18 protein-coding genes and 1 pseudogene are annotated in these 14,998 nt (G+C 30.1%); all 19 read left to right on the top strand.

Annotation, left to right across the window (positions count from 1 at the left end):
* The first annotated feature begins 13 nt into the window (after nt 1–13).
* Complete coding sequence (locus tag KIB46_RS07430; RefSeq protein ID WP_291671317.1) at nt 14–1,993, top strand: chemotaxis protein CheA; 1,980 nt, start codon at nt 14–16, stop codon at nt 1,991–1,993.
* Between the two features lie 22 nt (nt 1,994–2,015).
* Nucleotides 2,016–2,615: a chemotaxis protein CheC gene (locus KIB46_RS07425; protein ID WP_291671316.1), complete on the top strand. Its 600-nt coding sequence runs from the start codon at nt 2,016–2,018 to the stop codon at nt 2,613–2,615.
* Between the two features lie 16 nt (nt 2,616–2,631).
* The gene (locus KIB46_RS07420; protein ID WP_156563355.1) at nt 2,632–2,994 is read left to right on the top strand and encodes a response regulator; all 363 of its coding nucleotides are present in this window, start codon (nt 2,632–2,634) and stop codon (nt 2,992–2,994) included.
* Nucleotides 2,995–3,020: 26 nt separating this feature from the next.
* On the top strand, nt 3,021–3,419 hold the full coding sequence (locus KIB46_RS07415) for a chemotaxis protein CheW (protein ID WP_156563354.1): 399 nt from the start codon (nt 3,021–3,023) through the stop codon (nt 3,417–3,419).
* Between the two features lie 15 nt (nt 3,420–3,434).
* Nucleotides 3,435–4,430: a flagellar motor switch protein FliM gene (gene fliM, locus KIB46_RS07410; protein ID WP_156563353.1), complete on the top strand. Its 996-nt coding sequence runs from the start codon at nt 3,435–3,437 to the stop codon at nt 4,428–4,430.
* Complete coding sequence (gene fliY / locus KIB46_RS07405; protein ID WP_291671315.1) at nt 4,423–5,574, top strand: flagellar motor switch phosphatase FliY; 1,152 nt, start codon at nt 4,423–4,425, stop codon at nt 5,572–5,574. Before fliM ends, fliY begins: the two co-directional genes overlap by 8 nt.
* 154 nt (nt 5,575–5,728) lie before the next feature.
* A complete protein-coding gene (flgM, locus tag KIB46_RS07400; protein ID WP_291671314.1) occupies nt 5,729–6,013 on the top strand; it encodes a flagellar biosynthesis anti-sigma factor FlgM in 285 nt (94 codons plus the stop codon).
* Entirely contained in the window at nt 6,006–6,416 is a 411-nt protein-coding gene (gene flgN / locus KIB46_RS07395; RefSeq protein ID WP_291671313.1) for a flagellar export chaperone FlgN, read from the top strand. Before flgM ends, flgN begins: the two co-directional genes overlap by 8 nt.
* An 11-nt stretch (nt 6,417–6,427) precedes the next feature.
* Nucleotides 6,428–8,218, top strand: coding sequence for a flagellar hook-associated protein FlgK (gene flgK / locus KIB46_RS07390; RefSeq protein ID WP_291671312.1), 1,791 nt, complete (start codon nt 6,428–6,430; stop codon nt 8,216–8,218).
* Between the two features lie 40 nt (nt 8,219–8,258).
* On the top strand, nt 8,259–9,251 hold the full coding sequence (gene flgL / locus KIB46_RS07385) for a flagellar hook-associated protein FlgL (RefSeq protein ID WP_291671311.1): 993 nt from the start codon (nt 8,259–8,261) through the stop codon (nt 9,249–9,251).
* 15 nt (nt 9,252–9,266) lie between these two features.
* Entirely contained in the window at nt 9,267–9,644 is a 378-nt protein-coding gene (gene fliW / locus KIB46_RS07380; RefSeq protein WP_291671310.1) for a flagellar assembly protein FliW, read from the top strand.
* Between the two features lie 4 nt (nt 9,645–9,648).
* Complete coding sequence (gene csrA, locus KIB46_RS07375) at nt 9,649–9,864, top strand: carbon storage regulator CsrA (protein ID WP_156563346.1); 216 nt, start codon at nt 9,649–9,651, stop codon at nt 9,862–9,864.
* A gap of 12 nt (nt 9,865–9,876) precedes the next feature.
* Nucleotides 9,877–10,221 (top strand): flagellar protein FlaG, encoded by a 345-nt coding sequence (locus KIB46_RS07370; protein WP_156563345.1) that lies wholly within the window; start codon nt 9,877–9,879, stop codon nt 10,219–10,221.
* A 3-nt stretch (nt 10,222–10,224) separates the two neighbouring features.
* Nucleotides 10,225–10,512, top strand: a complete 288-nt coding sequence (locus tag KIB46_RS07365) for a hypothetical protein (protein WP_291671309.1) — start codon at nt 10,225–10,227, stop codon at nt 10,510–10,512.
* Between the two features lie 9 nt (nt 10,513–10,521).
* On the top strand, nt 10,522–10,905 hold the full coding sequence (gene fliS / locus KIB46_RS07360; protein WP_156563343.1) for a flagellar export chaperone FliS: 384 nt from the start codon (nt 10,522–10,524) through the stop codon (nt 10,903–10,905).
* Nucleotides 10,906–10,922: 17 nt separating this feature from the next.
* The gene (fliD, locus tag KIB46_RS07355) at nt 10,923–12,989 is read left to right on the top strand and encodes a flagellar filament capping protein FliD (protein ID WP_291671308.1); all 2,067 of its coding nucleotides are present in this window, start codon (nt 10,923–10,925) and stop codon (nt 12,987–12,989) included.
* Between the two features lie 3 nt (nt 12,990–12,992).
* On the top strand, nt 12,993–13,322 hold the full coding sequence (locus tag KIB46_RS07350; protein WP_291671307.1) for a hypothetical protein: 330 nt from the start codon (nt 12,993–12,995) through the stop codon (nt 13,320–13,322).
* A gap of 167 nt (nt 13,323–13,489) precedes the next feature.
* Entirely contained in the window at nt 13,490–14,755 is a 1,266-nt protein-coding gene (locus tag KIB46_RS07345) for a flagellin (protein WP_291671306.1), read from the top strand.
* Nucleotides 14,756–14,851: 96 nt separating this feature from the next.
* Nucleotides 14,852–14,998 (top strand): annotated as a pseudogene (locus KIB46_RS07340) (IS256 family transposase); the annotation flags it as partial.

Below are 14,998 nucleotides of genomic sequence, written 5' to 3'. Positions count from 1 at the left end.
GGGGGGGATATGAATGGATACATCACAATATATGAATATGTTCTTAGAAGAATCCATGGATAATCTTCAAACATTAAATGAATCATTATTAGAATTAGAAAAGAATCCTAATGATGTTGATAAGATTAATGAAATATTTAGAGTGGCCCATACAATTAAGGGAATGGCTGCAACAATGGGGTTTAATGATATAGCTGAATTAACTCATAAGATGGAAGATGTTTTATCAAAATTCAGAGATGGTCAGTTAAATGTTACTCAAGAAGTTATTACAGTATTATTTGATTGTCTAGATACATTAGAAAGAATGGTAAGTAATATTGAAGATGGCACAGATTCTAATATAGATATAGATGCAATAATAAAATCTTTACATAATATTTCGAAGGTAAAAGATGTAGCTGAAAACAAAGAGGTAGAAACTTTAGTTACATTAGAAAAAGATAATTGTAGTATGGAACTAAATGATTATGATGTGTCAATAATAAAACAAGCCCAAGAAAAAGATTTTAATGCTATAGAGTTGAGTATAACATTAAGTGAAAATACCTTATTAAAATCTGCTAGAGCTTTTTTAATTGTAAAGGATTTAGAGGAGATTGGTGAGATAATTAAATCTAAACCATCTACAGAAGATATAGAGAATGAGGATTTTGAACTTCAATTAGATTTCGTTTTAATTACTACAAGCTCAGAAGATGAAGTTAAGAAGTTAGTTGAAAATATTTCTGAAGTTAGAATGGTTAAGACTAAATTAATAGAGTTCCAAAAGATAGAAGAGAGTGCAGTTAAGCCCCAAGAGATTAAACTGGATTCCAAAGAGGTTTCTCAAGAGAAGAAAAAAAATATAAAAAAAGAAGGGCGCAAGAAATCACATCAATCAGTAAGAGTTGATCTAGAAAGAATAGATAAACTTATGAATATGGTTTCTGAATTAGTTATATATAGGACAAGACTTGAGCAAATAGTAGTAGACCATAAATCATCTGACCTAACAGAAACTTTGGAGCAAGTGGGAAGAACAACTACAGACCTTCAAGATTTAGTTATGAAAATTAGAATGCTTCCTTTAGATACTGTATTTAATAGATTCCCAAGAATGATTAGAGATATATCAGTGGAATTAAATAAGGAAATTAATTTTGTTATTGAAGGTGCTGAAACAGAACTAGATAGAACTGTTATAGATGAAATTGGTGAGCCATTAATACACTTATTAAGAAATGCAGCAGATCATGGAATTGAAACTAAAGAAGAAAGAATAGCTAAAGGAAAACCTGCAGTAGGTACAATTAAGCTTGTTGCATATCAAGAAGGAACAAAAGCTTTAATAAAAGTAATAGATGATGGTGCAGGAATAAATGTTGAAAAAGTAAAAGCTGAAAGAGTTGGTATTAATACAGAAGGCTTAAGTGATGATGATATTAAAAATTTAATCTTTGCACAAGGATTTAGCACTAATGAAGTTGTTACAGATATATCTGGTAGAGGAGTAGGAATGGATGTTGTTAGGGCAAAAGTTTCAGCTCTTGGAGGTACTGTAGATTTAATTAGTGAAGAAGGTAAGGGATCAACATTTGTAATTAGGTTGCCACTTACATTACAAATAATACAAGCATTACTAGTTACTGTTGGTGATGAAACTTTAGCAATTTCTCTAGGATTTATAGATAGAGTTATTGATTATAAGAAGGATAATATTAAAAAGAGCAATGGTAAAGAAGTAATAATATATAGAGATAATGTAATACCATTGGTTAGACTAAATGAAAGATTAAGTATAGAATCTGTAGATACAGAGAAGAAGTTTGTAATTATTGTTAAGGTTGGTGAAAAGACTATTGGACTTCTTGTTGATTCATTAATGGGACAACAAGAGATAGTAATTAAGCCATTAGGTAAAACATTAAGTTCTTTAAAAGAGTATATAGGTGCAACTATATTAGGTAATGGATTAGTTACATTAATTCTTGATGTAGGAGCCTTGATATAAAAAATATATTAGGAGGTACGTAATGGATCATGTGAATTTAAGCAATATACAGCTTGATGCATTAAAAGAAGTTACTAATATAGGAGCAGGAAATGCAGCAACTGCATTATCAATGATGCTTGGAAAAAAGATTGACATGACTGTACCTTCAGTTAATATGATAAAGTTGAGTGAAATGTACAATGATGAAGCAGAATCTTTGTTCTGTGGAATTGTAGTTAGAGTACTTGGAGATATTCAAGGAAATATATTAATTATTTTTAAAGAAAGTGTAGCTCACGATATTGTGGAAATGTTAACTGGAGTTAAAGAAAATGAGATATCAGAATTAGGTGATTCAGCCCTATGTGAAATAGGAAACATTCTTTCTGGATCATATATGAATGCAATAACGCAATTCACTGGATTATGTGTTATACCATCAGTACCAGCTGTAGCTCATGATATGTTGGGTGCAATTTTAGCAACAACTTTCGTGGAGTCTGGTCAGTATGACGAAAATATATTAGATATAGAAACAGTATTTTCAGATGAATTAAATAGTAATATAGGAGCACATTTTTATTACATACCTGTTCCTGGTTCGTTTGAAAAGATATTAAAATCAATTGGAGTATATTAATTTGGAGGTTAAAGATATGGCAAATAAAGTATTAATAGTTGATGATGCAGCTTTTATGAGAATGATGATAAAGGACATTTTAGAGAAAAATGGATATGATGTTGTTGGAGAAGCTAGCAATGGGCTAGTTGCAGTAGACTTATATAAAAAGGAGAAGCCAGACGTTGTTACTATGGATATAACAATGCCAGATATGGATGGTATTGAAGCAGTTAAGCAAATAAGAGCATTTGATCCTAATGCAAAGATTATAATGTGTTCAGCTATGGGACAACAATCAATGGTAATGGATGCTATAAAATCAGGAGCAAAAGATTTTATAGTTAAGCCTTTCCAAGCAGATAGAGTACTTGAAGCAATTAAAAAAGTAATAGGCTAATTATCCTAATTATAGGAGGGGTACAAATGCAAATAGTAGTATTTAAGTTAGGTGATGAACATTTTGCTGTTGCAACAGAAAAGGTTCAAGGAATAAATGATATGATGAGTATAACTCTAGTACCTAAAGCGCCTAATTATATTAAAGGGTTAATTAACTTGAGGGGGAGTATAAAATCATTGGTTGATATTAATCTACTTTTAAATGTAGATACATCTGATAATCAAGAAAACATAATAATTCTTAATGTTGGAGAAGAGGAAATAGGAATTTGCGTAGATGAGGTAGAAGAGGTTTTAGATATAGAAGAAACTTCTATCCAGAGACTAGAAACAGAAGTTGAATATCAATATATAAAGGGCATTTATAAACATGATGAAAAACTTCTTACTATAATTGATATAGACAAACTATTAAATATATAGAAAAGAGGGACAAGTATGGCAGATGTTTTATCACAAAGCGAAATAGATGCCTTGTTGTCTGCCTTATCTACAGGATCGTTAGAACCGGATGAGCTTCAAAAAGAAGAAGAAAAACATAAGGTAAAAATATATGATTTTAGGAGTCCACAAAAATTCTCAAAAGATCATATTAGAACGTTAGAGTTAATTCATGATAATTATGCAAGAATAATATCTAATTTCTTAACAGCACAATTAAGAAAAAACGTTAAAGTGAAAATAGAAACTGTAGAGCAGATAACCTATGAGGAATTTATACATTCAATACCAAATCCAACAATAATGACTATGTTTAGAATGCAACCACTAACAGGAACTATATTATTTGAAACGAATCCACAATTCTCTTTTAAAATAATAGATGTACTATTAGGGGGAACGGGAGAAAGAAATACGGTTAGTAAGGAATTTTCAGATATAGATAAAAACATAATGATGCAAATTATTTCAGGAATGATTTCTAATTTGAAGCTTGCATGGGAAGACATATTAAGTGTTGAACCAGAAGTTGAATCTTTAGAAACAAATCCAGCTATAAATCAAACATTAGCACCAAATGAACCAGTTGCTTTAGTTACTTTTTCTGTAGAAATGGGTAAGAGTAATACATTTATTAATATATGTATTCCATATCTAAGTATTGAAAAGGTACTGGATAAATTAGTTGTTCAATATTGGTTCCAAAATGAAAAAGATGCATCAGGTGATGAGGTAAGAGAAAAGATTGAAGAGGGACTTAATACGGTAGAGATAGAAATGTCAGCAGAATTAGGGTGTACTCATTTAACAATTGATGATTTCTTAAATTTATCTAGAGGAGATATAATAAGATTAGATAATAAATGTACTAGTCCTATAAAGATATATGTAGAAAATCAAGAGTGTTATTATGCAAGACCAGGAATTATTGGTAAGAATTTGGGGATTGCAGTATTGGATATAATAGATAAGGATGTGAATGAGTATGAGTAACAGTTTTTTATCTCAAGAAGAGATAGATTCACTATTAAATGGAAGTGATGACTCTCCAAGTAATGCATGGGCTAATGATAACTCAGTTAATTTGTTAAGTGATATAGAGAAGGATCTTTTGGGGGAAGTAGGAAATATATCTATGGGATCTGCATCAACAGCTCTTTATCAAATAATAAATCAAAAAGTAAATATAACAACACCAGTTGTTTCAATTACAACATTAAAGGAAATCAAAGAGACCTTTGAAACACCAACTGTTGTATTAGATGTAGAATATACAAGTGGAATAATAGGAAGAAATATACTTATTATTAAGACTGAAGATGCTGCTGTTATAGCTAATTTAATGATGGGCGGCGATGGAGTTGTTAAAAATCATGAACTATCAGAAATAGAAATTAGTGCTGTACAAGAAGCTATGAATCAAATGATAGGTTCTGCAGCTACATCAATGGCTACTATGTTTTCAAGAGAAGTAAACATATCACCACCCATATCTAAGATATGGAATAATAATGAAGAGCCGCTTTCTAGTGAAATTCCAGAGGAAGAAGCAATTGTAAGAGTTAGTTTTAGAATGACAATAGGAAATTTAGTTGATAGTAATATAATGCAAATACTTCCTGTTGAGACTGCAAAGAAAATTGTATCTATAATGATAGGTAAAGAAGATGAAAATAGCGATGCTTCTAAACAAAATTATAGTACTGTAAATAATGAGATTTCAGTTGAAAGTTATAATAAATCATATGAAGAGGTTTATGAAGTAAATCAGCCTGTATCAGAAAAAACAATAATTGAAACTCCACAACCACAGGTGGAAGTACATAAAGCTAGTTTTGAGCCTTTAGTAGAAAGTAAAAGTTCTGGAGTATCTAATAAAAATATTGATTTAATTCTAGATGTTCCATTAGATATCTCTGTGGTTCTTGGTAGAACAAAAAAGAGTATAAAAGACATATTAAACTTTTCTACAGGTTCCTTAATAGAATTGGATAAATTAGCAGAAGAACCTGTTGAGGTACTTGTAAATGGAAAAACAATTGCTTTAGGAGAAGTAGTTGTGGTAGATGAAAACTTTGGTGTTAGAATAACAAGTATAGTAAGTAACACTGAAAGAATAAATTCATTAAAGAAATAATGATGCAATAAAAGCTATGTTGATTAAAATCAATGTAGCTTTTATTGTGTTCCAATAATTGTAAAAACAAATGCTAAAATTGACATAAAACTATAAATTATATCGTCGTATATTCGATAATAAATATATAGGAGCTACTTGGGAGGTAGGTATTATGAATATTAATGGGATAAATTCTAATAATGTTATTAATCTTTATTCAAAAAATAAAAATAGAGTATCTCAAACAAAGAAAGTAAATAATGTTTCTGACAGAATAGAAATATCTAAGTTAGGAAAGTGTTTGACTAACTATACATTAGAAGGAGTAAATGTAGATAATTCTAAAAAAATTCAGGAACTAAAAAATCAAATTAATAATGGGACTTATAATGTTGATGCTAAGTTAACTGCTAGAAGTATTCTAGATACAATTAAGGAGAACGGTTTAAATGATTAATGAGTTAACTATAGTTATAAAAAATGAAGGAGAAGCTCTAAAGAAGCTTTTATCATTACTAGAAAAACAATATAAGCATGTGATGAAAAAGGAAGTTTTTGAGCTAGATGCTTTAGTTGATGAAATAAAGTTGGTAAATAAAGAAGTTGCTCAAGCAGAGGTTGAGAGAAGAAAACTAGTTGGGCAAAGAAGTATGAGAGAAATTGTGAATACTTCTAATGATGAGGAACTTGATAACTCATATAGAGAAATTAACAGGATAATATTAGCTGTAAAGCAACAAAAAGAAACTAATGAATTGCTGATAAGACAGCAAATGAGTTTTAATAATCAAATATTAAATATAATAAATCCAAGAAGAGAAATTAAGACATATAATTCATATGGAAATCTTTCAAGATAGGAGGAAGTTACATGACAGGATTGTTTGGAACTTTTAATATAGCTAAAAGAGGAATTAATACATCGCAGGCTACCATTGATGTAACTTCTCATAATATTTCTAATTCAAATACAGTTGGATATTCAAGACAAAGAGCTAAAATAGTTACTTCAAGACCTATGACTGGAACAGCTGGGTACGGGCAAGTAGGAACAGGTTCACAAGTTCAAGCTATAGAGAGAGTTAGAGATGGTTTTCTTGATTATCAGTTAAGAGGAGCAAATAGTAGTTTAGGTTCAAGTGATATAAGAAGTAATTTTTTATATGAGGTAGAAAATATTTTTAATGAACCATCAGATACAGGAATATCAACTTTGATGGGGAAATTCTTTGATTCATTTCAAGAATTATCTAAGCAGCCTAATAGTTCCAACGCGAGAACTGTTACTGTTCAACAAACTTTAGCTTTAACAGATGCTTTAAATCATACTTATACAAAGCTAGAAGAATTACAACAAAATGCTAAGCTTGCGCTAAAATCAAATGTGACTGATATAAACAGTTTATTAAGTCAAATAGATGGTTTAAATAAGCAAATAATGAGTGTGAAAAGTTCAGGGCAAATGCCTAATGATTTAATGGATCAAAGAGATACTCTTTTAGATGAATTAAGCTATAAGTTTAATATTACAGTAGATACAAAAGAATTTGAAGGAATCGATATAAGACCAACTGATACTAATGGAATGAAAGTTGCTAACCTAGTATCAGCTTCACCTAATACTGATTCACTAAGATTATCCTATATATCAAAGGTGGAAAAGGATCCTACATATCCTAATATTCATGTTATAACATATCATAAGTTAGGGGATATGAATAATCCAGATAGTACACAGACAATTAGGGTATCAGGATTAAATGATGCACAAGTAAAAGAATTAAATTCTAGTAGGATAATATGGTCCAATCAAGAAGGACAAGCAGTAAAGGGTGATGGATATCCAATAAAAAATAATGATATTATCAATGCATCAGAATTACAGTTATTTAAACCATCAGATGGTGAAGTGGCTGGAAATATTACTGTTCAAGATGATGTTCAAGTATATATGGATGAACTAGATAAGCTTGCTAAAGCAATAGCATTTTCAGTAAATGCCATACATAGTGGAATTTCTGATCCATTATATACAGGAGGCAATCCAGATAGAGATTATATGCCTTTCTTTGTAAATAAGAGTGTGGCTGAATATAACAGTAATAATATATTGATAAATCTTGATAATACTCTAACTCAAGAAAGCCATATTTCTGCTAAGAATATAACAATTAATAGAGAGATTTTATATGATGTTATGAAGTTAAAAACAAAAACTCATGATAATGATTATGATTATACCTCAAGTAATGATGTAGATGGGGAAGGCGATGGGGCAAGAGCTCTTGCAATAGCACAATTAAGGGATAGTCTACTTAGAGTTCAAGATTTTGGTTCAACAATAACATCTAGAGCAGATTTAAAATTATCTAATTATGGAATGACTATTGAAAGTGATACTAGTGGTATGAAACTAGATTCTTATTTTAAGGATATTATAGATAAGTTAGGTGTACAGGCTCAAGAAGCTTCTAGACAGGTGTCAACTAAAGAAGACTTGTTCTACGAATTAGAAAATAGTAGAGCACAGGTGTCTGGAGTTTCCATTGATGAGGAAATGGCCAACTTAATTCAATATCAACATGCTTATAATGCAAATGCAAAAATCATTTCAACAATAGATGAATTACTTGATGTGGTAATAAATGGACTTAAAAGATAAGATTAATTAATAAATATTAAGTTAATGAGGAAGTGAAGATATGAGAGTTACTAATAGAATGCTTGCAAACAATTATTTAAGGAATATGAATAAAAACTTAACTAATATGCAAACATTAAACCGCCAACTTAGCACTGGTAAAGAAATAAGTAGGCCATCAGATAATCCATATAAAACAGCAAGAAGTATGCAACTTAATACAGATATAAGTACAAATAAGCAATACAATGAAAATATAAAGGATACTATAAATTGGTTAGACTCTACAGATCAAGCATTATATCAAGCAACTAATACAATGCAAAGAATTAGAGAATTATTAGTATCATCAGGAAATGCGGCATATGGTTCTGATGAAAGAAATGCTATAGCAGATGAAATGAATGAAAGAGTAGAAGAACTAGCTCAAATTATGAATACAAACTTTGACGGTAAATATATATTTGGAGGTACAAAAGCTTCTTCAAAGCCTGTAGATATAGTAACAGATGCTATAACAGGAAATAAAGACATAATATTCATTGACAAAGAGGGCAATAAGTTAGATTTAAACAGTGACGATGTATATATGAAAAGTCAATTAGATATGCTTGGAAGTAAGCTGAATGTTGAAGTTTCTCAAGGAGTTACTATTGAATATAACGTTACTGCTAAAGAGCTACTTTCTTTTAAGAACGAAAGAGGAGAGGAAGTTAATGTATTAAATTTACTTGGAGATATAGTTGGTAATTTAAAATCAAGTGATGAGTTAGATTCAAATAAACTTATAAATGAAAACCTATCAGCAATAGATGATGTTATAACTAACCTGTTAAAAACAAGGTCAGAGGTTGGAGCTAAACAAAACAGAATGGAATCAGCTCAACAAAAGAATGAAGATGAAAATTTTAATATGACAGATATTTTATCTCAAACAGAAGATATAGATTTTACACAAAAAACAATAGAGTTTAGTATGGCACAAACAGTTTATACTGCTTCATTACAGGTTAGCGCAAAGATTTTACCGCCATCCCTGTTAGATTATTTATAAAATTGAGGTGAAATAATGAAAGTTACATTTAAAAAAGGTTTGCCAGGATTAGAGGAATATAACGATTATGAAATAAAAGAAATAGAGGGTGGAGAAGAATTCAAGTTGCTTCAATGTAATGAAAAAGAAGAACTTGGGTTAGTGATTATATCTCCATTTCAAATAGAAAAAGAATATGAAATAAAAATAACTGATGAAGTTATAAAGAACTTAAGTATAACATCACCAGAAGATGTACTAGTATATTCAACAGTTACTTTGAATTCAGATCCAAAGAAAATTACTGTAAATTTAAGGGCGCCAATTTTAATTAATGTACATACTGGGTTAGCAGAACAGTTAATTACAGAGAATGAAAAATATAAAATAAAGCATCCTATATTTAAGGGGTGATTTTATGTTAGTAGTTACAAGAAAACAAGGTGAGTCAATTTTAATTGGAGATGATATAGAAATTTCAGTTTCTAAAATTGAGGATGGAAGCGTAAAAATTGCTATACAAGCTCCAAGAGAAATGTCTATTTTAAGAAAAGAATTATACAAGGAAGTAGAAAAAGAAAATATAGAGGCAGCAAAAGTTAATCTAGATTTACTTAAGAACTTAAAAAAATAGGGGTGAAGTAAAATGGATATGAGGGTTATAGGTCAAGGAGGACAAACTAACCTTAATGTTATTAAACCAAACACGGAAGTTAATAATGTAGAAAAAGAATTAAACACAAATTCTGAAGATGAGAACAGATATACTAAGGAAAACTTAAATAAGGCAATAAAAAAGCTTAATGGTTTCTTAAAGGATGATAATGCTTATGCAGAATATAATGTTCATGAAAAGTTTGGAGATATAATGATAAAAATTGTAGATAAGGATACTAAAGAAGTTTTGGTTGAAGTACCTCCAAAGAAAATTCTTGACATGATAGCTAAGCTTTGTGAAATATCAGGTGTGGTTTTTGATAAGAAGGCCTAAACCATGGAATTTAGATTGAATAAAATTGATACTGATATTAGAAGAAAACTTGCTAAAGAGGTAAAAGAGAAAGAAGTGAATGGCAAAACTCGACCTGAGATAGATAATAAAGTTAAGAAACCTTTTGTAGAGTTAGATACTGAAGATAAAAATGACAGAAATAGATCTAAAAAATATATAACAGTAGAAGGAACATTGGAAAGTACCAAAAAAATTACCATAAATGCAGAAAGAGATGAAAATTATATTGAAAAAGTGCCTATTGGTAATGTAATTGATAGTGTTAAATAGGAGGGGAATATGTACAACAACGGATATAATGCTTATAAAAACAATAGTGTTAATTATGCATCAAAGGAACAACTACTTTTAATGCTAGTAGATGGAGCTGTTAAATATGCAAAAATAGGAAGAGCAGCTATTGAAGAGAAAAATATAGGTAAAGCACATGAAAGTCTTACAAGAACTCAAGATATATTTGTAGAACTTATGGCAAGTCTTGATACAAGAGCTGGAGAATGGGCAAAACAAATATTTAAGGTTTATGAGTTTATAAATTATAAGTTAGGACAAGCTAATTTGAAAAAGGATTTAAAAGAGATAGATGAGGTTATGCCTTTTATAGAAGATATAAGAAATATGTGGTATGAAGTGTATGAGAAAACAAAAGCTTCGGGGCAATAAGAGAATGAGGTGATAAAATGAGAATAACTGGGTTAGCTACTGGCTTAGATATGGATGAAGTCATAAAGGAAAGTATGAGGCCATATAGGATTAAAATTCAGCAGCAGCAACAGCAAAAAGAAATAGTAGAAATAAAGCAAAAGTTATATAGAGATGTATTAAAGGATAGCAGAGAATTTTATAATAAATATTTTGATGTGTCAAAAAGTGATAGCATAATATTAAGTAAAAATTGGAGCACAATTAAATTTGAATCTTCTGATAGTAATGTTGTGTCGGTTTCAGCCAATAGTGAAGCTACAAACAAAAACTTTACAATAAAGGGGAGTTCAGCTACTGCTACAAAAGCTACTTTAACTGAAGGAATAGGTGAGGGAGATAAAATAGTAGTAGATGGTAAAGAATTTACTCTAAGTGGTAGTACAGATAGGGAAAGAGCTTCTAATCTAAATAAGGAACTGCAAAAAGCAGGTATAAAAGTTTCAGTATCCTATACTGATTTTGCAGGAAGTGTAGATGGAGAAAATAAAAAAGGTTTAGTTTTTGAGTCTACAGTATTGGGAGAGAAAGGAACTTTTACACTAGGTGGAAGTATACAAGCGGTAAATATAGAAGAAGTTAAGGGAAGTAATGCAACAGAAGCTAAGTTTACTGGAATAACTATTGAAAATATAAAAGACTCAAAAGAAATAAAGATTGGTGATAAAGTTATTAGTTTAAACCTAGATTCTTCAAAGGAATATACTAAGGATGAACTAATTAGTGAGTTAAATAAGAAGCTTGAAGAGGAAAAAATAGATTTTAGAGCTAAAGCAAATGAGGATAATAATGTTACTTTAGTAAGTGCTAAAAGTGGTGAGCTTACTGATTTACCAACTTTAGAAATTACTTTAGAGAGTGGCTCTCTTGTAAAAGGAACTTTTGAAAATGGGAAAAATGCCACACCTTTAGTTAAATCAATGAACTTATCAGATGTGGAAGGAAAGGTTCTGTTTATTAATGGATCTAAAATAGAACTACCATTAAAAGAAGATGGCTCAATAGACAATGATGCTCTTAATAGTTTATTAGAAGAAAGGAAACTAAATGTTTCAGCAGAAATAAAGGATGGGAAATTATCTTTAATTTCTAAAGCAAATGGAGAGGGTCAAAGTATAGATGTAATAGTAGTTGAAAAACCTGCAGCAGGCTTTATTCCTGTTATTCAAGGAAAAGATGCTAATATTATAATAGAAGATAGTAAAGGTGGAGTTTATACTCACAAGGGGGATAGTAATACTGTAACACTAGATGGAGTTACTTTTAAGTTTAATGGGAAAATACCAGCTGATGGAATAAAAGTTACTGGTACAAAGGATGTAACTAAAACAAAGGAAATGGTAGTTAATTTCTTTAATGATTATAACAAACTTATGGAAAAGCTAAATACCCTTACAATGGAGAAGAGAGATAGAAGCTATAGTCCATTAACAGATGAACAAAAGAAAGAAATGTCAGAAAGTGAAATAAAACTTTGGAATGAAAGAGTTGAAAAAGGCCAATTAAGTAGAGATTCTGATTTAAGTAGAATAATAAATTCTTTAAAAAGTGCTATGACTACAATGGTAGATGGAATAGATATTAATTTGGAGGATATTGGGGTTAAGCCTATATCGGACTATGGTGGGGTTAAAAATGGAACATTTACAATAGATGAAGATAAATTAACTGCAGCATTAGAAGAAGATACAGATAAAGTAATGAGATTATTTACTGAAACTCCAACTGATTCTAAAAATTTAACATCAGCAGAGAAAAATAGTAAGAGTGGAATAGCTCAAAGATTAAAGAGTATATTGTATGATGAAACTATGACAGTATCTGCTAGGTTGCTTAAAAAAGCTGGTTACGAAGGAACTACTACTGTAACAAATAATGAGCTTACTAAGAGTATTGAAAAGTATGAAAGAAAAATGGAAGATATGGAAAAGGCCTTTAGCAAAAAAGAACAAGCTTTATACTCTAAGTATGCCACTTTAGAAACTATGATGAATCAATTAAATTCCCAACAATCCTATTTATTATCACAGTTAGGAATGGCTTAATATATGAGTTTAAGAATAATATTAGAGGAATATAAAAAGACTACAGAAATGCTTGTACAAGCTATAAAAAGTGGTGAGACAGGTGAAGTTTTTATAGAGGATAGGGGAAAGTTATTAGAGGATATTAAAGGTTGTGACTTTGATAAAAGTGATTTAAAAAAAATCTGCCAGGAATTAGATATATTAAATCTTGAGAAAGAAGCGTATAAGGTTTTAAATGATGAAAAGCAAAAGGTGAAAGAAGAAATTATAACATTAAAAAAACAAAAGCAAGCTAATAAAAGCTATGGTAATGCTATAGGTAAAATGAATTTCTTTAATACAAAAGTATAAAAATGTACTATTAAGAAAAAAAGTAAAAAAGTTGTAAAAAGGTATAAAGTTAATAACTTTTAATCCGAATATATAAATATAAAGCTTAAGCATAAAAAACTCTTAAGAGTATTTTATAAATAAAAAGCCAAGGATGGCGAAAATTAAAATTCAGGGAGGAATTTACTATGATTATTAATCACAACATGAATGCGTTAAACGCACACAGAAATATGACAGCTAATACTAACTCAGCTGGGAAGTCAATGGAAAAATTAAGCTCAGGTTTAAGAATAAACAGAGCTGGTGATGATGCTGCAGGATTAGCTATTTCTGAAAAGATGAGAGGGCAAATTAGAGGTTTAGATCAAGCTTCTAGAAATGCTCAAGATGGTATTTCATTAATTCAAACTGCAGAAGGTGCTTTGAATGAAACTCACAACATTCTTCAAAGAATGAGAGAATTAGCAGTGCAAGCAGGAAATGATACTAACAATACTGCAGATAGGGGACAAATTCAAAAGGAAATTGATCAATTAACTAAAGAAGTTGATAGAATATCTGAAACTACAGAATTTAATACTAAAAAGTTATTAAATGGTGCTGCTGGTATTAAGACTAATGTTACAGGTGCAAATGCAAGTAGTATAAACGTAACAGCAGGAACATCAGATACTAAAGTTAATGATGGGGCATCACTAAGTCTTACTGGTATTAATTCAGCTACTGGCGCAGAACTTACTTCAACAGAAGATTATTTGGCAACAGATAAATTAGCGAAAGATACTACAATAAGTGTAAATGGACAAAGTGTTACTTTTGCTAAAGATATGACAATAGATCAAATGAATGATAAATTTAAAGAATTAGGAATGAATGTTACGGTTAGTGCAGATACAAATAAACTTAAATTTACTTCAACAGAGACTGGTAGTTATTCTAAGTTAGATGTTAAAGTTGCTGATGGAACTAATACCGATACATTGTCTGGGGTTGGTAAAGATGCTAAAATAACAGGTGCTGAATTTATTGCTAATGGTAATACTATTAAAATAACAGAAGGTGATTATAAAGGATTGGAATTTGTAGTTGCTGATGGATTAACTGGTGGAGAAGCTGATATTTCTGTTGTTGGAAATGGAACATTATCTCTACAAATAGGTGCAAATAAAAATCAAAGCATGGAGTTATCAATTGGTGATATGAGTGCGGGTGCATTAGGTGTTAGTAATATAAAAGTAGATACAAATAAGTTAGCAGAATCTTCAATAGAAACTATTCAAAACGCTATTGATACTGTTTCATCTGAAAGATCTAAATTAGGTGCATACCAAAATAGACTTGAATATACAACTGCTAAATTAAACAACACTTCAGAAAACTTAACAGCAGCTGAATCAAGAGTAAGAGATGTTGATATGGCTAAGGAAATGATGAACTTCTCGGGACTGTAGATAGATTTGTGTAAATACAAATCTACTACAGTCCTTTTTGTATGATTAAGTGGTAGATTTGGAATAATATACTTATAAATTTAAGGAGGATTCTAAATGAAAGAAATTGAAATACCTAATATTGATTACAAGGCAGAAATAAAAAAGTGTAAGACAATGGATGATGTCGTAGGTAAAAATGGTCTTATGCAAAAGCTATTAAAGGATGTAATTCAACAGTTACTTGAAGCTGAAATGGAAGAG

The sequence above is a fragment of the Clostridium sp. genome (genome assembly GCF_018372875.1).
In the GTDB taxonomy this organism is placed as follows: Bacteria; Bacillota; Clostridia; order Clostridiales; family Clostridiaceae; genus Clostridium.
The sequence above is the reverse complement of the archived record's forward strand: the minus strand, read 5'-3'. Positions and strand labels throughout refer to the sequence as shown.